Origin of the sequence: Serratia fonticola, assembly GCF_001006005.1 — a bacterium.
In the GTDB taxonomy this organism is placed as follows: domain Bacteria; phylum Pseudomonadota; class Gammaproteobacteria; order Enterobacterales; family Enterobacteriaceae; genus Chania; species Chania fonticola.
The window spans coordinates 4,633,270-4,655,613 of the sequence record NZ_CP011254.1 but is presented as its reverse complement, the minus strand read 5'-3'; the positions used below and the strand labels follow the sequence as shown (position 1 = coordinate 4,655,613).

The following is a 22,344-nucleotide window of genomic DNA, read 5'->3' as shown; positions in this document are numbered from 1 at the left end:
TTATTTCGCTGTCATCAGAACTGATAAACCAGACCGACAGCAACCACGTCGTCGGTATTAATTCCGGCCGATTTGGTGAAGTCGTTTTCATCCAACAGGTTGATTTTATAATCCACATAGGTGGACATGTTTTTGTTGAGGTAATAGGTTGCACCCAGGTCAACAAACTTGACCAGGTTTTCACTACCGTAAGTATTGCCGTTGGCAGCTTGCCCGAGGTTCTTGCCGTTGGTTTGGTTATAGCCCACAAATGGGCGGAGGCCGAAATCAAACAGATAATGTGCATAAGCCTCAAAACTTTGCGCTTTATTGGCGTAGCCATAAGCCTCACTGTCTGAACTGCCGAAGCGCGCTGCATTATAGGACTGGGTAAACATAACGGCCACATAGGTATTGCTGTCGTCATATTTCAGGCCGCCTGAATAACCTTCTGCATGGTCACCACGCCCCATGATACCGCTATATGCGCCACCGCCATTTTGCTCGCTGGTACGTTTGGAATTAAAGAAGGCACCCGCGGCACTAATGCCGTAGCCGATATCATAGTTCACCGACATACCATAACCATCACCGTTCTGACCCAGAACGTCGCGACCATTATTAGTTTCTTCCGCACTGCCGTTTTTACCCTGGTATTGCACAGCAAAATGCAGGCCATCAATCAGGCCAAAGAAGTCATTGTTACGATAGGTTGCCAGACCGTTTGAGCGTTGGAACATGAACTGGTCGGCCCCATAGGTGGAACCGTCAAATTCTGGCTGCATGTCGGTATAAGCCGCCACGTCATACAGGACACCATTGTTACGGCCATAGTCGAAGGAGCCATAATCAACGACCTTCAGCCCTGCAAAACCATAACGGGTGAAGGCATTGTTTTCGCTTTCCGGGGTGTTGACGTTGACCTGGTATTCCCACGTGCCATAGCCAGTGAGCTGATCGTTAATCTGCGTTTCACCACGCAGGCCCATACGTATGTAAGACTGGTCTCCATCAACGCTATTGTTATCAGAGAAATAGTGCAGGCCATCGACTAAACCGTACAAATCCAGTTTATTACCGTCTTTGTTGTAGATTTCAGCGGCGCCTGCGTTGCCAACCATCAGCAAAGCAGGCACCATCAGAGAGAGTACTCGAAGTTTCATCGTGATTATCCTCTATTATTATGTCGTGCTATAGCCACTGCTGTTACGAGCATGATTAGCTCGTGGGTCTATTACCGTTTTGATGGCGGTAATAATATTAATTTATACCGCCATGACTTGAATGCAAGGTCGGGTGATTATTTTTTGACCATGAGTGAGTGTCTAAGGCAGGGCCAAACTGGCGCAATAGATAAAAGAGGGTTATGTCAGGATAAAAAACATAATTGATGCAACAGGTTGGAATTTTGACAATTCACTACCCATGCACCAATTAATAAAGCTAAACGCTCACGTTGACTTTATATGAGTTTATGCTACTCACTCTATGAGTGTAATAAAACGATTTCAAAACATTGCCAATCATTTCTTTAATAAAGAGATAAAATGGAATATCTGAGTTCCGTACCTATCTCAACTACAAAACAAGCGTCATAAATCTGCTGTTTGGATCAGGCTGATACTCTGCGAACGGTTCGCAATCCACAAAACCATGCTTGCGGTAAAGCTGATGACAGGCGGCAAATCCCGGTTGTGTCCCCGTTTCCAGGCTGAGCCGCGAAATACCTCGCGCGCGAGCGACTTGCAGGATGTGCAGCAAGAATTGATTCGCCACGCCACGACGTAAAAACGCCTCCGCCGTGCGCATTGATTTCAGCTCGCCATGCTTTGCATCCAACATTTTCAACGCGCCAATCCCGGCTAATTGATCCCCTTCCCACGCAGACCAAAATGTCACGGCAGGGTCACGAAGTTTTTGAACGTTCAACGCATGGCTGCTCTCTGGAGGAGATTGTTCCAGCATGCCAGAAATATGATAAGCCACTAATGTTTGCACGGCATGGTGGGTAAGATCGTCAATTTTGATGGTGAACATACTCGTTTCCAAAGGTTGGTTTTAATTGTTTGCACTATTAAAGCGAGCGACCGATTATTCGTCCAATATCGATTTCTTATGGCGAAAGCAACGCCGCCAGGCTAGATGACTAACGTAAGTGTCAGGCAGATAGTTAATTCGGTAAGGCACACCGGGGCCGCATTTTTTCACTTTCCGGCGGTGGTTCAGGCCATCACTTGATTTCCGTCAACAAGACCTTATCGCCACTCTGTTGTTATTGGGAAACCGAGGCTTTAAATCATAAGGGACTTATGAACGCTATCGCTTGCAAGGCAGTACTGTTTGACCTGGACGGCACCCTGGTGGATTCAGGAGCCTGTATAGAGACATTGTGGGCTGAATGGGCCAACCGGCATCATCTGGATGTGGATTATGTCCTGGCCAATATTCACGGGCGCACCATCGAGGAAACGCTGCGGATCGTCTCCCCTTACTTTGACAATCCACAGTGCGTTGATGAAGTCAAAACGCTCGCCATCGAGGCTCTCAGCCAGGTTGGTGCCATTACCGGTGCCGTTGAGCTGGTACGCCAGTTGCCGCCGCAATGTTGGGCAATTGTCACCTCCGGCGCCAAGAAAGTGTCGATGCAAAGCATGATCAGCGCAGGCATCCCACGGCCGCACATGATGATCACTTCGGAAGATATCGTGCACGGCAAACCCCATCCAGAACCCTATCTGATGGCGGCAGCCGGATTTGGCCTGCCAGTGCAGAAATGCGTGATTTTTGAGGATGCGATTTCTGGCGTGAACTCCGCCCTTGCCGCCGGTGGGCAAGTCATCGTCATTGGTAACGGCGTGCCGATTTCCTCCCCGCAAATCAAGGCCACTGTGGCCGACCTGAGTAGTTTTAAAGCCGAGTTTATCGACGGCATCATCCATTTATCCTGGTAATTACCACACGCTCGCGGACACACGATGCATCTAGATGGGCACACTTGCTGTGCCCGCTAATAATCACACCATTAACTTCTTTTTAACCTCCCTACGATGCGTTATGCTCAAAAATCCGACGTGGTGATTTTTGAAACGGGATTTCTGTTATGCATGCGTATTTACCGTGCTCCAGCCGGAGCCGTCCATGAGTTGGTTCTCCCGCGCTAGCGCGCTCCCCCTGCTGGTTGCCGGGGCATTCTTTATGGAGAACCTGGACGGCACGGTGATCGTTACCGCGATGCCGCAAATGGCGGCGGCCTTTGGTGTACAGCCGGTAGATATGAACATCGGGGTTTCGGCCTATATTCTTACCCTGACAGTGTTTATCCCCGCCAGCGGCTGGATCGCCAACCGCTTTGGTGCCCGCAATATTTTCACCGCCGCCATCGTTATTTTTACCCTGGCCTCGGTGCTATGCGCCCTCAGTACCACCTTGCCGCAGTTTACCGCGGCTCGTATCCTGCAAGGCTTTGGCGGTGCGTTGATGGTGCCGGTTGGCCGCCTGGTGGTGTTACGTAATACCGCCAAACCCGATTTGATCAACGCCATTGCCACTATCACCTGGCCGGGGTTGGCCGCCCCGGTCCTGGGGCCTCCGGTTGGCGGTTTCATCACCACCTACGCTTCCTGGCACTGGATTTTTATCCTCAACGTGCCGCTTGGCCTGTTGGCCCTGTTCTTCGCCTGGCGTTTGATCCCTCATGAACCCGCGCAGAAAGGCGTTCCCTTTGATGGGCTGGGTTTTGCACTCACCGGAGTCGCCTGCTTTGGGCTGATGTTTGGGCTGGATCTGATCAACAGTCCGCAACTTTCCTGGCTGGTGCCTCTGTTATGTCTGGCTGCTAGCCTGGCGCTGGGAAGCCTGGCGATACGTCATGCCAAACGCCACGCCTATCCCTTAATGGATCTCTGGGCGATGCGGATAAAAAGTTACGCTGTCACTATTAAGGGCGGCACTGTGTTTCGCATCGCCATCGGTGCCGTGCCGTTCCTGCTGCCCTTGCTGTTCCAAATCGGCTTTGGGCTGAATGCCTTCGATGCGGGGTTGCTGGTACTGGCAGTGTTTGCCGGTAATCTGGTGATGAAGCCATTCACCTCACCCATCCTCTACCGGTTCAGCTTTCGTACCACGCTGGTGGTCAACGGTTTACTCAATGCCGCCACCATTTTTGCCTGCGCGCTGCTAACCCCGCAGACCCCCACCTGGCTGATCCTGGCGCTGCTGTTTGTCAGTGGTTTGACACGTTCGATGCAGTTCACCGCACTGAATACGCTGGCGTTTTCCGAGGTGCCGCAACCGCGCATGAGCGGTGCCAACACGCTGTTCAATATGGCCCAGCAAATGGGTAGCGGCCTGGGGATCGCCATCGGCGCACTGGCGCTGCGGTTGGCGGAGATGCTGATGCCACAGCAACAGGGCGTGGTGCCGCTAGCCGACTTCCAACTAGCCTTTATCGTGATTGGCGTGATCGCCCTGGTGGCGGTGCTAGATAGCTTTACGCTGGGCGCAGAGGCGGGCAATGAAATCCGCCAGAGGAAAAGCACCTCTACGTCTGAAAAATCTATGGCAACCAAAGTAAGGAGTTAAACGATGCAATACCGTCAACTCAGAGGCCAACCTTAACGAGCAATCACTGCAGGGCCAGAGAATCCGGGGAAGATCCCTAGGCCGCAATAGAAGACGTCCTTCCCTGGCAGGAAGTTATCCCTGACGCTCTTTCGCCAGTTGCTGGAACTGCTGCCCGTAATCCGGAAAGCCTGCAGCTAAATGTTCAGGCCAGACGAGTCTGAGAGCAGTGTTTTCATCGTTCAATGATCCTCACCTGGCGAACTTTATAGACGAATTCAGGTTCATTTATATACTGCATGGCTTTATCCCAAAGTGGATTAGTCCGGTCATAAAGGTTCTTTGCTAGCGCCTTAATTTCTTCTGGCGCGTTGTCGCGGAAGTAGCCTTTCTTGCCCTTGTTCTTGTCATAACTGACGCCAGTAATCTCGAACTTTATGGGCTTCACGCGTTTTGATTTCTGTTGCTCTATGTCCTTGTGCGCAGTTTCCCATGTTATGGCGCGAGCCATCAGGTGCTCATCAAACTTGCCATCGGTGGTATATAAAGATTTAGGCGGGTATCGCGGGTGAATTTTTCTCTTGTAGAGGTTGCCCGTAACAAATCTAAAATGCAGATTGTCAAATGACATTTCATAACGCTGGCAGTTGGATATTTCTATCCAATGCCCTTTTGACTGCGACAAATTTTGCTTCACAAAGAGGACTGCAAAGGCTTCCTCAGTGCGAGCATATTTGCGATATCTTTTAAGAAGTGAGTTATCCATGAGTGAGAAACCTTGAAACCCTGTCCTTGTGCCTAACGCAGCAGATAGGCACCGCCAATGAAGCCGCTGGTAGCCGTCCATCATGACGCCAGCCGCACCGCATATGTTCATCTGAGTATATCCAAACATCCCTTTCATCAAATGGCTGATCCTGTGACAAAATTCTAACTCCCTGAATCATCAGTGGGTAATCGCTACAGCAACCATTTCACAGGTAAGTGATTTTTACTCAGATCCAGATCAAAAAAGTGTCTACGAAACCCGGGTCTATTCACTTCGCTCCCACTGGGCCTAATGTGAGCCGAAAATAGCGCTGATTGCGAGCCCATGTGATTTCAACAGCGAGCTATTACACATAGCGTCCGCTTATCGCTCAAAGCTGCCTGTTAAAGTGGTCAAGCTCTGCCACAGCTGAGGTGTACAAAAAATCACCTTAACGTACAATGATTTTCGATATCCAAACTCCCCCCTCTATCAGCTACACGAGTGGGACGGCATCACCCCGGTAGAGGAAACGCTGCGGGCGCTGGAGGATCTGGTGAGCAGCGGCAAGGTGCGCTACACCGGTTTGTCCAACTTTTCCGGTTGGCACCTGATGAAACACCTGGGCAGCGCCGAACGACTGGGATTAGTGCGCCCGGTCAGCCAACAGATCCATTACAGCCTGCAGGCGCGCGAAGCGGAATATGAACTGCTGCCTGTTGCTCAGGATCAAGGGCTTGGGGTATTGGTCTGGAGCCCATTGGCCGGTGGCCTGCTCTCGGGCAAATACCGCCGTAATCAACCCACACCGGAAGGCACGCGCCATCTGGCCAACTGGGGTGAGCCGCCGGTGCGTGATCAAGATGCGCTGTTTGATATTGTCGAAGTGCTGGTGGATATCGCCCACTCCCGTGGTATCTCTGCGGCACAAATCGCGCTGGCCTGGCTGTTGGCCCGCCCAACGATAACCTCGGTGGTCATAGGAGCCCGGAACGCGGAACAGCTCAAAGATAACCTGCACGCCGCCAACCTGATCCTCAACGAAGAAGAACTGCAGCGCTTGGAGGAAGTGAGCCGTCCGCCGCTGATTTATCCGTATTGGCACCAGGCTTCAACCGCGCCAGATCGTCTCTCTGCGGCCGACCTTTTGCTCCTCGCACCTCACCTGGTAAAAAAATAAGTCGCATCTGCCGCTAATCAACGTAATATCGATGATCCGCCCCGTTTTAACGGGAGCGGATTTTTGCCGTTTTAGGCCTGAAAAGCGAGGTAATAATAATGATGCACAGTGACCTTACTCAGTGCCGTGTGAATACCGATCGGTTGTTGATTGCCCCCTTTACCGCAGCAGACGCCGACGATGTTTACCAGGCGATCACTCCTACGCTAACGCGTTTTATGACCTTTGAACCAGAAGAGTCCCCCGAGGCATTTGCCAACGTCTGGGAAGGCTGGCTGCCGTTGATCCGTGAAGGTGAAGAAGTCATCTTTGTGGCACGGTTACGTGACAGCAAGCAGTTCGTTGGCATGGGTGGCGTGCATAATCTGCACCAGCAAAAACCAGAACTCGGGATCTGGGTGAAAGAGAACCTGCACGGTAACGGCTACGGCCGCGAAATCGTCCATGCCATGGCAAAATGGGCCAGCGAACGCTACCACCCACCGTATTTCATTTACCCGGTCGCCGAGCAGAACACGCCAAGCCGCCGCATTGCCGAATCGCTGGGTGGCACCGTGCAAGGCCGCCGCGAAAATATCAAATACGACTGTGTGGTTTACCACGTGCCGGCCATCACCGGTTAAAATTGCAGGGTTAACGCAACCGCGTTAGAGTGGATGCAGGCTAAAAACAGTTAAGGAACAGCAGCATGATTATTTTTGTCACGGGCGCTACCTCCGGTTTTGGTGAAGCAATTGCCCGCAAATTTGTCGGTGAAGGCCATCAGGTGATTGCCACTGGCCGCCGTGTGGAGCGCCTGGAGGCGCTGCAGGCAGAATTAGGTGAAGCACTGCATATCGTGCGTTTGGATGTCCGCAACCGTGCGGCGATCCAGCAGGCCATCGAAGAGTTACCCGCAGCGCTGCGCAACGTCGACGTGCTGGTGAATAACGCCGGTCTGGCGTTAGGCCTGGAGCCTGCGCACAAGGCTAATGCGGACGATTGGGAAACCATGATCGATACCAACACCAAAGGGTTGGTCAACATGACCCGCGCGCTGCTGCCAGCCATGGTGGAACGTAACATTGGCCATGTGATCAATATCGGCTCCACCGCCGCCAACTGGCCGTATGCCGGTGGTAACGTTTACGGCGCTACCAAGGCCTTCGTTAAACAGTTCAGCCTGGGTCTGCGCGCCGATCTGCACGGCACTCATATCCGCGTTACCGATATTGAGCCAGGCATGGTTGGTGGCACCGAGTTCTCCAACGTGCGTTTCAAAGGGGATGACGGCAAGGTAGATAAAACCTATCAAGGGGTAGATGCCCTGACGCCGGATGATGTTGCCGAAGCGGTATTCTGGGTGGCAACGCTGCCTTCCCGCGTCAATATCAATACTTTGGAAATGATGCCGGTCAGCCAATCCTTTGCCGGGTTGAGCATTCATCGCGGTTAATGCTCTTACTCTGTGGCAGGGCATCCCCCTGCCATTCAAGCGGGCGCAGCATGCGGCGCCCCTACGTAGTGCGCCAGCCGGAAACGATAATCAGCATCCCCAGCAGTGCCACCCCGGCCCCCAACCAATCCATAGTCGACAACTTCACACCATCTACCACCCGTAGCCAAAGCAGCGCCGTTGCCACATAGACGCCGCCATAGGCAGCATAGACTCGCCCACTGGCCGACGGATGCAGCGTCAACAACCAGACAAACAGCATCAGGCTGAGGGCCGCAGGCAGCAACAGCCAGGCGCTGGCGTTTTTCTTTAGCCACAGATAAGGCAAGAAACAGCCAATGATTTCGGCCAGCGCGGTGGCAAAAAACAATAAAGTGGTTTTTAACATTACCGCTATTCTCTCAGTAAATTAAACGAACAAGGCGATGCGCTGGTGCAATATAACAGCACGGTGATATATTTAACCCATGCTACAGCCAGTGTTGCTGGTGGATGCAACACTCACTTATAAGGATGAAACGATGAAATTACTTTCCCTTCCGCGCCTGATGTTACCGGTTGCCATGTTATTGCTGGCCGGTGCCTGGCAAGCTCCTGCCTTCGCTGCCTCTTGCACCCAGGGCAGCACCTGCGTCACGGTTGACGGCAGCGGCGGCGCAGCCATGAGCAACGAACAGGCTCGCCAAAGCAAAGAGCAGTGGAACGAAACCAAATCGCTGCGCAGTAAGGTCAATACCCGTGTCGAGAAGGAGTTTGACAAGGTTGACCGTGCTATTGATGACGAAGATCGTTGTGATAACAGCTACAACGTCAATGCCTATTGGGAATCGTCAACCCGTAAGTGTCTGGATCGCACCACTGGCCGTCCAGTCACGCAGTAATAGCGAGTAAGGGTAAACTATTCAACCTGATGCTGCTATCCTGACAAAGAACATTCGTCTCAAATAAGGATCCAATGATGAAAAAAGCGCTTGTAGTAGGTGTACTGCTGTTAGCCACCGCGCCGCTGGCCGCTTTTGCCTCATGTGAGAGCATAAAGGCGGATATTGCCCAGAAAATTGTCAATAACGGCGTACCGGAATCCGGCTTCAAGCTGGAGATCGTGCCTAACGATCAGGCGAACCTTGCCGGTGGACAGGTGGTCGGCCATTGTGGTCAAGACACGCAGAAAATCGTGTATACCCGCCTGATTAACGGCGACGACAGCGGCGACGCGGCGCAAACTGGCACCAGCCAGGATACCCAAGCCCCGCAGTAACCGGCTCCAGGGCGCAGTTCGTTACTGCGCCCCCTCTTCTTTAAGCCTGTTTAATCTCTTCACCTTCGCCCTGTGGTCGATGACGCGCCGGGATCAGCATAGCCGCACCCAAGGCAAACAGCGATATCAACGCCGAGACCAGGAATACCCAATGCATTGAGGCGGCGACATGCCCAATGAGATCCGCCAGCGCCTCTGGCCGCATGGTGTTGCGAACCTCTGGCTCCATCAACTGCTGCACCGGATCAACCGTTTCTGGCAGACGCAAATGCAGGTTGATATTCAACGTGGCCCCCAGAATGGCGGTGCCGATCGCCGATCCGACCATCCTGGTGAATACCGTGCAGGCGGTTGCGATACCGCGAATACTGTAATGTGCCGCATTCTGTACCGAGACCAGGAAGGTGGTATTGCACAACCCCATACCGACCCCGATGATAAACGCCGCAACCCGCCCCCACAGTAACCCACCCGAAGGCTGTAACAGCAGCAGGATAAAGCCACCGGCCGCCAACAGCAGCGCGCCAAGCAGTGCTGTGGTCCGATAAGAAGTCAGCAACATCAAACGTCCGCTCAGCATACTGGCCAGCGGCCAGCCAATCGACATCAAGGCTAACGTGGTTCCGGCTTCCAGCGGAGTTCCGCCCTTCACGCCTTGGATAAAGGTTGGCAGGAAGGCGCTGATGCCCATCATGGCAGCACCGATCACCACGCCGCCAATATTGCCGGCCACAATTACGCGATTTTGCCACAGGGCCAGTGGGAACAACGGTTCAGGAGCACGGCGCTCCTGACGAATTAGCAGGTTAAGCGCCACTAACGCCAACGCCAGCAACGGTATGACCCACCATCCCAGCATTTCCGCCTGCAAGAGTGAAAGCAGCAATGCAGCGACAAAGATCGTCAGCCAAGCCGTTCCCGCCAGATCCAGCGCATGTTTGCGCCCCTGTTTGAGGTCTGGCAAGTAGCGCCCCAGGAAATACATCGCCAGCAGGCCAATGGGCAGGTTGACCCAGAATACCAAAGCCCAAGACGTGTGCTGCACGATAAACGCGCCTAGTAGCGGGCCAAGAATGGCCGAAACACCCCAGACGCTAGAAAGATACCCCATCACTTTTGGCCGCTCGGTGGCGCTGTAAATATCACCGATCACGGTGGTGGCGATCGGCATGATCGCCCCGGCGCCCAGCCCTTGCAGCAGGCGGAAGGCAATCAGCCAATACATATTCGATGAGAAACCGCACAGGACCGACCCCAACAGGAACAGCGTGGCGCCAAAGAAAAAGATCGGTTTCCGGCCGTATAAATCCGCCAAACGCCCGTAGATCGGGATGGTAATGGCCTGTGCCAGCAAATAGACCGAAAACACCCAGCCCAGCAACGAAAAACCACCCAGATCGCCAATAATCGTCGGCATCGCGGTGGCGACAATGGTCGCTTCAATGGCAGACATGAACATTGCCAGCATGCAGGCAATCAGGATCAACGGCCGATGGGCTACTTGGGCTGTGCTCGAAGAAGTGTTAGTGGTCATCAGTTTAAAATGTGTCCCTATGTCTTTTATTTTCCCCGGATTATAACAGCCAAGGCATATTCTGTAGTTTGTCTGGGGATGTTGTGCACCAAAATCCCGCAACAACGCACCAATCGAACTAATTGTGACGGCGTCACCTATAAATCGTCACCTAATTGAATAATAAGGTATTTCTTAGAAACAGCCTGAGAGCCACGCCACGCCTGCTTCATCGTTAAAACCTATCCGAACGATAGCGTACACCAATGATGGTGATTGATTTTAATCAAGTTGCCAACCGCCCCAGCCCATGACAATCCGATTGCCCCTTTTATTACCTCTTTATATGTAGGGTTTTTTGGCAGTCAACTCATTGGAGCGAGAACATGATTAAAAAAATTATTCTGGGATGTGCCGTTACCGCCGTCGTCGGCTATTTGGGGACCGTCGGCTATGTCTACCATTACGATCAACAGCGTAACCCCGTCGTTGCCAGCAATCAAATCGATACCCTGTTAACCCGCAATGGTTGCGACTATTGCCACTCCAACTCGGCTCAGCTTCCCTTCTATGCCGAGTTGCCGATCGCCAAACAAATTATGGCGCAGGATATCCTCAGTGGAAATCAGCATTTTAACCTCGATGCTACCCGCACTGCTCTGCAACAAAAAACCGCGGTACCTGAAGTCGATCTGGCCAAGCTGGAAGCCGTGCTGCAAAACCAGGAGATGCCACCGCCACTGTATAAGATGGTCCACTGGGCCGGAAACGTCAGCGACGGCGATCGTAATGAACTACTGAGCTGGGTCCGTCAACAACGCGAACAGTTCTACACTTTGCCAGATACGCCAGCCGAACTACGTGGTGCCGCCTTACAGCCGGTGCCATCCTCGCTACCTACCGATCCTCAAAAAGTGGCGCTGGGCTTCCGGTTGTTCCACGATCCGCGCCTATCGAAAGATAACAGCATCTCATGTGCCCACTGCCATAAGCTGGGCGAAGGTGGCGTGGACGGTCGCGTCTCATCGTTGGGGGTTGGCGATCAGGTTGGGCCAATCAACGCACCGACGGTGTTTAATGCGGCCTTCAATATGGCGCAGTTCTGGGATGGTCGAGCGGCAGATTTACAGGCCCAGGCTGGTGGCCCGCCGATGAACCCGATCGAGATGGCCTCCGAATCCTGGGATGAAATCATCGCTAAACTGGATCAGGACGCCTTGCTGAAGGCCGATTTCCGGCGCGTCTATGCTAACGGCGTCACCGGCGATAACATTACCGACGCCATTGCCGAGTTCGAAAAGACGCTGATCACGCCAGATAGCCCGTTTGACCGTTACCTGAAAGGCGATAGCGACGCCCTGACGGCGCAGCAAAAACACGGCTATCAACTGTTCCAGCAAAACAAATGTGGCACCTGCCATACCGGGGTCAACCTTGGGGGCCAGTCCTATGAGGTCATGGGGCTGAAAGCAGATTACTTTACCGCTCGCGGTAACCCCACCGAAGCCGACCTTGGACGTTACAATGTCACTAAAAATGATAGCGATCGTCATCGCTTCAAAACCCCGACGTTACGAAACATCGCCCAAACCGCCCCTTACTTCCACGACGGCAGCGTGACTTCGCTGCATCAGGCGGTCAAGGATATGCTGACCTATCAGGTCGGCGTTACCCTACCAGAAAGCGATATCAAGGATCTGGTCGCGCTGCTGGAAGGCATGAGCGGTAAATATCAGCCTGCCACGCCCCCGGGCGGTTGATACGGTAGCCACAACACCAGGGTTCTGATAAAGATTCTCTGGTTTTCAGGTGGGTAGACAAGCACAATGCCCACCTGAACCTCTTATTCTTCATCATCTGCCGACACTTGACTGCTCCCCGCCCTAAAGGGCGAGGACTCCCACTTCACAGAGCCGAACCTAAGCCGCGTGCTGCGATTCAGGATTTACAGGCTCTCCGTGGGCTAACACTGCCAGCCCGGCAGCTTTGATATTACGCGCCGCGTTGATATCTCGATCATGCTCAGCTCCGCACTCAGGGCAGTGCCAGTGACGAACATCAAGTGGCATTTTTTCCATGGTGAAGCCGCAACAGCTACAGCGTTTTGAGGACGGGAAAAACTGATCTATGGTAACGACAGAACGTCCAGACCCTTTCGCCTTGTACTGTAGCTGCCGCACAAATTCACCCCATCCGGCATCGGATATCGCTTTCGACAGTTTGGGATTACGGAGCATGTTTTTCACTTTCAGGGATTCAACGCAAACAACTTGGTTCTCGTTTATCAGTTTGCGGGACAACTTATGCAGGCTGTCCATTCGGCAATCAGCAATTTTAGCGTGGAGCTTTGCGACTTTTAATCTTGCTTTAGCACGGTTCCTTGAACCTTTTTGCTTCTTGCTCAATCGGCGCTGTAACAACGCTAAACGTTTCGCGTACTTCGCCGTGTGGCGGGGATTGCCGGTTTTAAATCCGCTATCTGTGACGAACAAATCTTTTAAACCCATATCAATGCCCGTCATTTTTGCGGTAACAGGCAGTGATTTTGGTTCAAATTCGCACAAACAGGACACAAAATATCGACCTGATGCGTCTTTGGAAATGGTGACGGTTGAAGGTGTCGAGGGGAGTTCACGACTCCAGCGAACATGGAGTGGCGTTGTGCTTTTAGCCATGTACAGCGTGCCGTTGCGGTATTTAAAGGCACTCGCCGTAAATTCAGCAGATTGTTTGTGGTGTTTGCTTTTGAATGTCGGGTACCTGGCACGCCCCGCAAAGAAGTTAGAAAAGGCGGTCTGTTGGTGGCGAAGAGTCTGCTGTAACGGGACGCAGGAAACATCATTCAGCCAGGTAAATTCAGGCTCTTTTTTTAGGGCGGTTAGTCGGGCATTGGCCTGAATGTAGCCGATCTTCTCCTGTCGTTCGCGGTACGCATCAGTTCGCCAGCGAAGAACTGAATTGTAGACAAAACGCACACAGCCGAAGGTGTGAGCTAAAAACTCAATCTGATCCTGTGTTGGATAAAACCGATATTTGTAGGCGCGTTTCATATGTACAAAATTACAGGAGTTATAGTGAAAAGACAAAAAGAAGTTAGCTTGAAAACCGCCTCCTTTCCTCCCCGGCCTAAAGACCGAGGTTTCCCGGAGGCAATCTGATGAATCAATTGGTCCCTCTGCACCACTATCGCGCCCTGCTGCGCCATCTGTTTATTGCCATCCTGCTCGGCATTTGTGCTGCGCTGGCCGTGTGGTTATTTCACCGTGCCATGTTCGGGCTTGAATGGTTGTTGCTGGATCACGATGAAGGCAGTTTGGTGGCCGCTGCCGCTGCACTGCCCGGATGGCGGAGAGCGTTGACGCCAGCATTGGGGGGATTGGCCGCTGGCTTTTTGTTGTGGATCTACCAGCGTTACCAACATCAAAAACCCATCGCTCCAACAGATTATATGGAAGCGATTGAAGCCGGTGACGGTCGATTGGCCGTTAACGCCAGCCTGATAAAATGCCTGGCCTCGCTGTTGGTGGTTTCCAGCGGTAGCACCATTGGCCGCGAGGGGGCGATGATCCTGCTGGGGGCGTTGGTGGGTTCAGTATTTGCCCAGCGCTTTACCCCGGCGAAAGAATGGAAATTGTGGGTGGCTTGCGCTGCCGCAGCCGGGATGGCTAGCGCCTACCATGCCCCGTTGGCGGGTAGCCTGTTTATCGCGGAAATCCTGTTTGGTTCGCTGATGCTGGCCTCGCTTGGCCCAGTAGTGATCGCCGCCGTAAGCGCGCTGCTGATGACCAATCTGCTGAACGGTGGCCAGGCTCCGCTCTACATCGTGGAGCCTCTTGCTGCTCCCTGGCCGGTGCAGTATCTGTTAATGGCTTTGGTGGGCATACTGGCAGGAGTTTGTGGCCCGCTGTTTCTGTGGGCAATGGCGGCCAGCGGCCGGGCATTTCGCTCGCTCAACCTCATACCGCCATTACAGCTGGCGCTTGGCGGGCTGATCGTCGGGTTGCTTTCCTTGTTATATCCCGAAGTCTGGGGAAATGGCTATAGCGTGGTGCAGTCTCTACTCTCGGCACCACCGGGGATGCTACTGGTCAGTGCGATCCTGATTTGCAAACTGTTAGCCCTGTTGGCCAGTAGTGGATCAGGCGCACCTGGTGGCGTGTTCACGCCGACGTTATTCGTGGGGGCCGCATTGGGCTCGGTAGTGGGCCAGATGTTTGGTCTGTGGCCAGAGCTGGGTACTGCAGTGCCCATTCTGCTGGCACTGACCGGTATGGCGACATTGCTGGCTGCCACCACTCATGCGCCCATTATGGCGGCATTAATGGTGTTTGAGATGACCGGGGAATATACCCTGCTGCCAGGCATTCTGTTGGCTTGCGTTATCGCCACTACCATTGCTCGCGGGCTACGCCCACAGTCGGTTTATCACAATGCGTAATGATCAACCAGCTGCGAAACGTCCAGATACTGTGCCAGCTCACGTTGTTCCGCACGCGGCAGATATGGGATCTCACCCAGCAATGGAGCTGGAATACGCTGCTGCATCGCATCGATAGTTTCTGCATAGTGGGCTAAACCGGGGTTGATTCGATTAGCCACCCAGCCCAGCAATGGTAAGCCATCGTTAATAATTGCCTGTGCGGTCAATAGCGCATGGCTGACACAGCCCAGTTTGATCCCGACCACCAGGATAACCGGCAGCTGTTCCTGTACCACCCACTCGGCATAAGGACGAAGATCGTTCATCAATACCCGCCAGCCGCCGCTACCCTCTACCACTACCGTGTCGGCTTTGGCGGCGAGATGATGCAAACCACGGCTCATCAGTCCGTAATCAATATCCTGAGTTGCATGGGCATGAAACACCTCATCCAGACAGGTGATCGGATTGATTTCGTCATAGGACAGCGGCAGTGAGGAAGAGGCCTGTAAAACTAAAGCGTCTCGATTGCGGATGCCTTCACTGGTTTCCTGGCAGCGCGCCGCAATGGGCTTATAACCCGCCACTGAGCGACCTTGCGCGGCGAAAGCCTGCAATAAACCGCGGGAAACCACTGTCTTACCTACGTCGGTATCCGTGCCTGTAACAAATAAACGCTTTAACATGAATAGATTGCCTTGAAATGCCTCGTTAACCTAAAAAATCGCCGTAAATCACGACGAGAGTCGTCCTACGGGAAAAGTCTAGGGGATGCAACTCAACGGGGGCTTGAGGTAGCTCAATCTTTTGGCGGTAAATAATAAGAAACACTGATAAGGGGTATCAAGGTCAATGGAACGAAAGCGTACCCAGTTTTTTGTGTCGCCAAATGCCTCGTATCGGCATGACTCAGGGTTCTAACTACCGTTGTTTTAATGGTCGTTGAACCTGACCCCTATTTTCTTTTTGTCCACCATAGCGGGAAGGTTTTCTGGATGAATAACTTTCCCGATGGGGGTATAGCGGTAGGAAGACTCAAATGATGCATAGAACAACACTAACGTTTGCGTACCGTACAACATGAGATCGCCTGCATGAATGGTCCCTGGCCGTACAGGGCTTGAAGGCAACTTATGAGGAAGGTCGGCAAATATCTCATTAGCATTCAACTCTTCCATGCCAAGTTGCAATGGTAAAGTATTAACAAATGCTTTAGCCGCTGGATTGTCGTGAAGTATGACCTCAAATTGTTGGTCATCAATGTTCATTTTAACCGTCATCGGGCTCTCCTTTAGGGACGGGTTAATGTTCATGTCGGCATGACCTGCAAAGGAACAAACCAGCAGGAGACCCGGTATTAAAGTGCTCTGATATTTCATACGGTAACCCAGAAAAGAGTAGCCACACCCGTCAGGGTGCGGCTTTGGACATTATTTGAGGTTAGCCTTAAAGAACGACGTCAGCTTGGCAAAAGGGATCATGTCGCTACGGTCATACAGATCGACATGGCCTGCCCCTGGTACGATGTACAACTCCTTTGGCTGTCCAGCACGTTTGTAAGCATCTTCACTAAATTCTTTCGAATGCGCCCGATCGCCGGTGATGAACAGCATCGCGCGTGGCGAGATCGTTTCAATATCGTTGAACGGATAGAAATTCATGAACTTCCCAATGCTGCTCAACATCGGTTTAGTTGTCAGCTCTTCTTTCTCACCCTGTGGCGTAAAACTACCTCGCGGCGTGCGATAGAAATCGAAGAATTCTCGTTGAATTGCAGGCGTTGAATCATCAAGCTGGTTAACGGTGCCTGGGATATAAGCAATGTCTCCGCCATTAAACTCAACAGCTCGTTGTTCTATTGCAGATTTAATGAATGCTTTACGCTGTTCAGGCGTAACGGAATGATGAAGACCTTGGCGGAAAGCAGCCCCCATGTCATACATACTAACCGTGGCCACGGCCTTCATTCTCGGGTCAATTTTGGCAGCACTGATAACGAAACTCCCGCTACCGCAAATACCCAGTACGCCAATTTTCTCCGGATTAACGTAAGGTTGAGTATTCAGATAATCGACTGCGGCACTGAAATCATCCGCATAAATTTCCGGAGAAATAAGATGGCCGGGTTTTCCTTCACTCTCTCCCCAGAAGGAAAGATCAATTGCCAGTGTCACAAACCCTTGTTCTGCCAGTTTCTGGGCATACAGATTTGAGCTTTGTTCTTTTACCGCCCCCATCGGATGGCCAATGACAATCGCCGGGTTTTGCGCATTCTGATCCATCCCTTTCGGTATAAACAGATTGCCGACTACATTCATCTGATACTGGTTTTTAAAGGTCACCTTTTGCTGGGTGACCTTATCGCTTTTGTAAAAATTATCAGCTCCGTTAGACATATCGGCGCCAACTGCCGCAAATGAACTGATTAACAGCCCTAACAGCATGGTAAATTTTCTCATCAGAGAATTCCTCATTGGGTTTGGTGGATATCTTTACGTGACGTCAATAACGCCAGGGCGGCTGCTATCACTAACAAAATGCCGCTGATGGTGAAGGTGCTTTGATAACCGCTATGGTCAAATGCTAACCCGCCGATTGTGGAGCCCAATGCGATGGACAGTTGTACTATGGCAACCATCAGGCCACCGCCAGCCTCCGCATCCTCCGGCAATGTTCTGGCGATCCACGTCCACCAACCGGTGGGTGCAGCTGTGGCGATTAAGCCCCATAAACCAAGCAGTGTTGCAACGATCCAGATACTGTGACCAAAAGCGATCAGTGCTCCGGCAATAGCAGCCATAAGCAAAGGGATGGCAATGAGTGTGGGGTAAAAACCTGATGCCAGAAATGCGCTAATCACCAGGGTTCCCATAAAGCCAGCAACTCCGATTGTCAGTAAAATAAGCGACAACGTGGTGATATCTACCTGCGTTACCCTCTCAAGGAACGGACGTAGATAAGTAAACAAAGCAAATTGGCCCATAAAGAACAATCCGCAGGCCGCAAGCCCCATAGCCACAAGCGGGTTAGCCAAAAGACGAAAAACACCGGTACGCTTATCGCTTTTATCAGCCGTCATTGCAGGCAGGCTGAACCACTGCCAGATAAAAACAATCACTCCAACCGGAACAAGGCAAAAGAATGCGCCTCGCCAACCGATGACCGAGCCCAGATAACTACCCAGTGGTGCGGCTATAACGGTTGCCAACGCGTTACCCCCGTTAAAAATGGCCAGCGCACTTGGAACCTGGTGTTGCGGAACCAGGCGAAGAGCAGTAGCGGCTGATAAGGACCAGAACCCACCAATAGCAATACCAATCAGGGCACGGCCAACCATGTAAATCAGATAACTGGGCGCTAGCGCGATAATGGCCCCGGAAAACGCCATCAACGCGGTCATGCTCAACAGTAATGTCTTGCGATTGAGACCTCCGGCCAGTGTAAAAATGGAGAGACTCGTCAGTACCGCAAACACGCCGGAAATAGCGATCCCCTGCCCAACCAGCCCTTCACTGACGCCTAGATCTCCCGATATGGGCGTCAGCAGGCTGACAGGCATAAATTCCGAAGCAATGAGCGCAAAGACGCACAACGTCATGGCGAAAACTCCGCTCCAGTACGCGCGTTCTTTGTGAAGTGATAGATCGTTCGACAATATGGGCATAAATTGCTGCTCCCGAATAATCCCCGGCAGTTTTCAGGTAAACCGCGGCCGAACGCTATTCGCAGGAATAACGTCAGGAAAGTAAAAATGAAAAGAGCAACAGCGTTTATCTACCATCGCTTAATAATCTGTTGCTGGAAATTTTACACTCAGGGCGCATCATTACTAGCTAATGAATGCTTAATAGGTTTATAACTGTAGCTTATTAATGAGACGGGCCATACCTGATGAAACGCAACCTGAACGACCTGCTCTATTTTGTCACGGTCGCACGTGAAAGCAGCTTTACCCGTGCCGCAGCTCAGTTGGGCGTAACGCAGCCTGCACTCAGCCAGGCGATTTCCGCACTTGAAGAACGTATGCAAATTCGCCTGCTGACGCGTACCACCCGTAGCGTATCGCCAACTTCCGCCGGGGAGCGTTTGCTACTGGCTATAGGTAATCGCATCGATGAGATTGAAGCTGAACTGGATATGCTGACCGAGCTGCGCGATAAGCCTGCAGGTACAGTCCGCATCACCTGCGGGCCAAATGTTTTACACAGTACCCTGCTGCCAAAGCTGACCCCGCTGTTGCATGAGTACCCGGATATTAATATCGAGTTCGACGCGAATCATGGTTTTCGCGATATCGTGGCAGATCGTTTTGATGCGGGCGTTCGACTGGGTGACACCATTGATAAAGACATGATAGCGGTACCCATCGGGCCCAATTTACGTATGGCCGCAGTGGCATCTCCGGGTTATTTTTCACGTTATCCTGTACCCAACACCCCCCATGAGTTGACGCAACACAGGTGCATAAATCAACGTATGGTCAGGTCTGGGGGCTTGTATATCTGGGATTTTGATCAGGATGAGGGGAATCTTAATGTTCGCGTCAGCGGACAGCTCATTTTCAATACCTCTGAACATATTGTTGCTGCGGCGCTTGCAGGACACGGGATTGCTTTTTTGCCAGAAGAAGAATTTGGAACACATATTAAAGAAGGTAATCTGGTGCGTGTGCTGGAGCAATGGTGCAAACCCTTCCCCGGCTACTACCTGTATTATCCCAGTCGTAAACAGCCTTCTCCAGCATTCTCACTGGTCCTTGAAGCTCTTAGGATCGGTCGAAAACGCAAACCCGCCAACGAGAGACTGGAAGTGTAGTTTTGGGATCCAATTCCCGTGCAGTTAACGCCACAGCGTGAAAGAAGACAGCTAAATCAACCTTGTAGCAATTTCACCAACAAAGAACCGTTATACATGGCTTCTTTCACCAGTGCGGCTCCCGGCATGGTGCCTTGGTTGAAGAACTGGGTGGATTCAACCTGAACATGCTCGCTGTAAGCAGGCAAGGATTGCTGACGAATGCAGGAAGCAATCGCCGGATGCAGGATTTCTGCGGCACGGTTCAACGGTGAACCTACCAGGATTTTTTCCGGGTTGAATAGGTTGACCATGATCGCCACGATGCGCCCGACGCTGTGCCCGACGCCAAGAATAATATCTTTGGCTAACTGATCGCCAGCCAAAGCCGCATCGCACAGCGATTCCACTGTCAATGGCGCGCCATGCAGCATGGAGGACATCGAACCTCCCAGACGTTGCTGGGCAATTTCCAACATGTTTTCAATGCTGGCGACCGTTTCCAGGCAACCATGGTTGCCGCAATAGCAGCGTTTACCATATGGATCGACCTGTGTGTGACCTATCTCCACCACGCTGCTGCTGCCCGCATGCAGTACGCGTCCATTGGTGATCACCCCTGCGCCGACGTTATGATCGATGACGACCTGAATGACGTTATGGCTGCCACGGGATGCGCCATACAGCGCCTCTGCCATCGTCCAGGCACAGATATCATGCTGAACATAAACCGGCAAGCCCGTCAGTGTCTCTAGCGCGGGTCCCAACGCCATTTCGTTGACGTCATAAAACGGCATGCGGTGAACAATACCCGCGGCGGTATCAATCATGCCGGGCAGCGTGATGGCGATGGCGGTTAAACGTTCCAGTTTGCTTTGGTGGCGGATAAAGAACTGCTCTACTTCACTAACGATGCGCTGTAATAACGGCTCGGGATGTTCGGCTTTTAACGGCAGCAGTTCTTCAACCACCATCTTGCTACTGAGATCGCGCAGCGCCAGGGTAATGGTGCCTCGGCTGATGCGTGCAGAGAGGTAATGCCAGGCTTCGGTGTCCAGCACCAGGCCAACGGCCGGTCGGCCACGGCTGCCCACTTCCTGATATTCGGTTTCTTTAACCAGATGCGCTTCGAGCAGTTCACGCACTATCTTGGTGATACTGGCAGGCGCCAGCTGTGCCCGCTTGGATAATTCGATGCGCGAAATCGGTCCCAGCCGATCTATCAGCCGGTAAACTGCCCCTGCATTGGTTTGCTTGATCTGATCAATATGCCCAGGCTGCCCATCCGCAATCACACACCCGCTCCTGCTATTTTTCGCGCTTCTAAATAAAGATTAGGGGCTATGGTGGGGCTTTTGGAATACAGCGTCAACTATTTGATTCGTTATGTGATTAACAGCACAAATTCACCGAGCTTTCCGCTAAAAACGCCTCTTATTTACACAGCTTTGGGCTCGAGCATCAGCGCCATTAACGCCTTGGCCGCTGCCGATAACGGCCTGCTGCGATGATGTACCAACCAGACCTCGGTCATCGCCTCCGGCTCGGCTAAAGGGAGATAGGTCACCCCATCGATCTTCACTCGGCCAAAGGACATCGGCAAAATGGAAATCCCTAACCCAGCAGCGACCAGACCGATAATGGTCATCGCTTCCCCCACTTCTTGCGTGATGTAAGGCGCGATCCCGGCATTGGCCAGCAATGCCAGAATTTCGTCGTACAGCGCGGTGCCCACTTCACGGGAAAAGAACACAAAGGGTTCCTGGGCCAAATCGCTGAAACGCAGCGTGCCTGGTGCCTTTAGGGTTAGCGGATGGCCATTCGGCACCACGGCAAGTAAGGGCTCGCGTAATAACAACTGATGCTGCAGCGCGTCCGGCAAGCGGGTATTGCGCATCACCCCAAGATCAAGGTCACCGTTGAGCAGCGGCTCAAGCTGTTGCTTGGTGTTCACCTCGCGCATTTTGATATGCACATCCGGTGATAACTGGCGAAAAGCTCGCAAACTACGGGAAACTACGCTGATAAACGGAGCCGAAGAGGTAAAGCCAATCGTCAGTTCACCCAGTTCGCCACGCTCCAGGCGCGCCGCCTTCTCTGCTGCCCGGTTGACCTGGGCAAGCACCTGATAGGCTTCTTTCAAGAACATCTCACCCGCCTGGGTCAGGCTGACGTTACGGTTATTGCGCGCAAGCAAACGCGCACCCACCATATCCTCGAGTGCCTGGATTTGTTGGCTAAGGGGCGGCTGGGAAATCCGTAGCCGTTCTGCAGCCCGGCCAAAATGCAACTCTTCGGCGACGGCGACAAAGTAACGCAAATGTCTGAGCTCGATATTCATACTTTAAACATCTTAATTAGGATGATTAATATATTAGACAAAAAACTGACAGCTCCCTATGATTTTGTGATTCAAGACGTATTTTTCATCTCCCGAACCCGGTAAGGAACCGCTGT

Annotated in this window: 21 protein-coding genes and 1 pseudogene; 10 read left to right on the top strand and 12 right to left on the bottom strand. The window is 52.4% G+C overall.

Annotated features, from left to right (window positions below; all coding sequences use genetic code 11):
• Positions 1-14: 14 nt before the first annotated feature.
• Both ompC and WN53_RS20665 read right to left on the bottom strand, forming a co-directional pair.
• Entirely contained in the window at positions 15-1,142 is a 1,128-nt protein-coding gene (gene ompC / locus WN53_RS20670; RefSeq protein WP_024486933.1) for a porin OmpC, read from the bottom strand.
• Between the two features lie 415 nt (positions 1,143-1,557).
• Positions 1,558-2,016 carry a GNAT family N-acetyltransferase gene (locus WN53_RS20665; RefSeq protein WP_024486934.1) on the bottom strand — a complete coding sequence of 153 codons (459 nt, stop codon included), beginning with the start codon at positions 2,014-2,016 and terminating at the stop codon, positions 1,558-1,560.
• Positions 2,017-2,288: 272 nt separating this feature from the next.
• On the opposite strand from WN53_RS20665, the gene WN53_RS20660 reads away from it, so the two are divergent.
• Positions 2,289-2,930: an HAD-IA family hydrolase gene (locus WN53_RS20660; protein ID WP_024486935.1), complete on the top strand. Its 642-nt coding sequence runs from the start codon at positions 2,289-2,291 to the stop codon at positions 2,928-2,930.
• Between the two features lie 187 nt (positions 2,931-3,117).
• Positions 3,118-4,560, top strand: coding sequence for an MFS transporter (locus WN53_RS20655; RefSeq protein WP_046808219.1), 1,443 nt, complete (start codon positions 3,118-3,120; stop codon positions 4,558-4,560).
• A 214-nt stretch (positions 4,561-4,774) separates the two neighbouring features.
• Here the strand turns inward: WN53_RS20655 and WN53_RS20650 are convergent, their stop codons facing one another.
• A complete protein-coding gene (locus tag WN53_RS20650; protein WP_200865480.1) occupies positions 4,775-5,443 on the bottom strand; it encodes a hypothetical protein in 669 nt (222 codons plus the stop codon).
• Between the two features lie 331 nt (positions 5,444-5,774).
• Here WN53_RS20650 and WN53_RS20645 point away from each other — a divergent pair.
• The 3 genes and pseudogenes from WN53_RS20645 to ydfG all read left to right on the top strand — a co-directional run.
• A pseudogene (locus tag WN53_RS20645) lies at positions 5,775-6,467 on the top strand (aldo/keto reductase); the annotation flags it as partial.
• 98 nt (positions 6,468-6,565) lie between these two features.
• Positions 6,566-7,090: a GNAT family N-acetyltransferase gene (locus tag WN53_RS20640; RefSeq protein ID WP_024486634.1), complete on the top strand. Its 525-nt coding sequence runs from the start codon at positions 6,566-6,568 to the stop codon at positions 7,088-7,090.
• Between the two features lie 65 nt (positions 7,091-7,155).
• The gene (gene ydfG, locus WN53_RS20635; protein WP_024486635.1) at positions 7,156-7,902 is read left to right on the top strand and encodes a bifunctional NADP-dependent 3-hydroxy acid dehydrogenase/3-hydroxypropionate dehydrogenase YdfG; all 747 of its coding nucleotides are present in this window, start codon (positions 7,156-7,158) and stop codon (positions 7,900-7,902) included.
• A 61-nt stretch (positions 7,903-7,963) separates the two neighbouring features.
• Here the strand turns inward: ydfG and WN53_RS20630 are convergent, their stop codons facing one another.
• Positions 7,964-8,290, bottom strand: coding sequence for a YnfA family protein (locus WN53_RS20630; RefSeq protein WP_024486636.1), 327 nt, complete (start codon positions 8,288-8,290; stop codon positions 7,964-7,966).
• A 133-nt stretch (positions 8,291-8,423) separates the two neighbouring features.
• On the opposite strand from WN53_RS20630, the gene WN53_RS20625 reads away from it, so the two are divergent.
• On the top strand, positions 8,424-8,783 hold the full coding sequence (locus WN53_RS20625) for a DUF1283 family protein (protein ID WP_024486637.1): 360 nt from the start codon (positions 8,424-8,426) through the stop codon (positions 8,781-8,783).
• 77 nt (positions 8,784-8,860) lie between these two features.
• Positions 8,861-9,160, top strand: a complete 300-nt coding sequence (locus WN53_RS20620) for a DUF1161 domain-containing protein (RefSeq protein ID WP_021804475.1) — start codon at positions 8,861-8,863, stop codon at positions 9,158-9,160.
• Between the two features lie 40 nt (positions 9,161-9,200).
• Here WN53_RS20620 and WN53_RS20615 read toward each other — a convergent pair whose 3' ends face one another.
• Positions 9,201-10,694 (bottom strand): MDR family MFS transporter, encoded by a 1,494-nt coding sequence (locus tag WN53_RS20615; RefSeq protein ID WP_024486638.1) that lies wholly within the window; start codon positions 10,692-10,694, stop codon positions 9,201-9,203.
• A gap of 368 nt (positions 10,695-11,062) precedes the next feature.
• Here WN53_RS20615 and WN53_RS20610 point away from each other — a divergent pair, with 368 nt between their 5' ends.
• On the top strand, positions 11,063-12,433 hold the full coding sequence (locus tag WN53_RS20610; protein ID WP_390901740.1) for a cytochrome-c peroxidase: 1,371 nt from the start codon (positions 11,063-11,065) through the stop codon (positions 12,431-12,433).
• 159 nt (positions 12,434-12,592) lie between these two features.
• On the opposite strand, the gene WN53_RS20605 is transcribed toward WN53_RS20610, so the two are convergent.
• A complete protein-coding gene (locus tag WN53_RS20605) occupies positions 12,593-13,723 on the bottom strand; it encodes an RNA-guided endonuclease InsQ/TnpB family protein (protein ID WP_046808494.1) in 1,131 nt (376 codons plus the stop codon).
• 107 nt (positions 13,724-13,830) lie between these two features.
• Between WN53_RS20605 and clcB the strand changes: the two genes are divergently transcribed.
• Positions 13,831-15,111 (top strand): voltage-gated ClC-type chloride channel ClcB, encoded by a 1,281-nt coding sequence (clcB, locus tag WN53_RS20600; protein WP_024487028.1) that lies wholly within the window; start codon positions 13,831-13,833, stop codon positions 15,109-15,111.
• Here clcB and bioD read toward each other — a convergent pair.
• From bioD to WN53_RS20580, 4 genes are all read right to left on the bottom strand, one after another.
• The gene (gene bioD / locus WN53_RS20595; RefSeq protein WP_024487027.1) at positions 15,099-15,779 is read right to left on the bottom strand and encodes a dethiobiotin synthase; all 681 of its coding nucleotides are present in this window, start codon (positions 15,777-15,779) and stop codon (positions 15,099-15,101) included. The two genes, clcB and bioD, sit on opposite strands and share 13 nt — an antisense overlap.
• A 246-nt stretch (positions 15,780-16,025) precedes the next feature.
• Positions 16,026-16,373, bottom strand: coding sequence for a cyclophilin-like fold protein (locus tag WN53_RS20590; protein ID WP_024487026.1), 348 nt, complete (start codon positions 16,371-16,373; stop codon positions 16,026-16,028).
• Positions 16,374-16,523: 150 nt separating this feature from the next.
• The gene (locus WN53_RS20585; protein WP_024486675.1) at positions 16,524-17,552 is read right to left on the bottom strand and encodes an alpha/beta hydrolase; all 1,029 of its coding nucleotides are present in this window, start codon (positions 17,550-17,552) and stop codon (positions 16,524-16,526) included.
• Positions 17,553-17,563: 11 nt separating this feature from the next.
• Positions 17,564-18,691 (bottom strand): MFS transporter, encoded by a 1,128-nt coding sequence (locus tag WN53_RS20580; RefSeq protein ID WP_390901738.1) that lies wholly within the window; start codon positions 18,689-18,691, stop codon positions 17,564-17,566.
• Between the two features lie 293 nt (positions 18,692-18,984).
• Here WN53_RS20580 and WN53_RS20575 point away from each other — a divergent pair, with 293 nt between their 5' ends.
• The gene (locus tag WN53_RS20575; RefSeq protein WP_024486677.1) at positions 18,985-19,908 is read left to right on the top strand and encodes a LysR family transcriptional regulator; all 924 of its coding nucleotides are present in this window, start codon (positions 18,985-18,987) and stop codon (positions 19,906-19,908) included.
• Between the two features lie 56 nt (positions 19,909-19,964).
• Here the strand turns inward: WN53_RS20575 and mlc are convergent, their stop codons facing one another.
• Both mlc and WN53_RS20565 read right to left on the bottom strand, forming a co-directional pair.
• Positions 19,965-21,182, bottom strand: a complete 1,218-nt coding sequence (gene mlc, locus WN53_RS20570; protein ID WP_024486678.1) for a sugar metabolism global transcriptional regulator Mlc — start codon at positions 21,180-21,182, stop codon at positions 19,965-19,967.
• 143 nt (positions 21,183-21,325) lie between these two features.
• Entirely contained in the window at positions 21,326-22,228 is a 903-nt protein-coding gene (locus tag WN53_RS20565) for a LysR family transcriptional regulator (protein WP_024486679.1), read from the bottom strand.
• Positions 22,229-22,344: the final 116 nt, after the last annotated feature.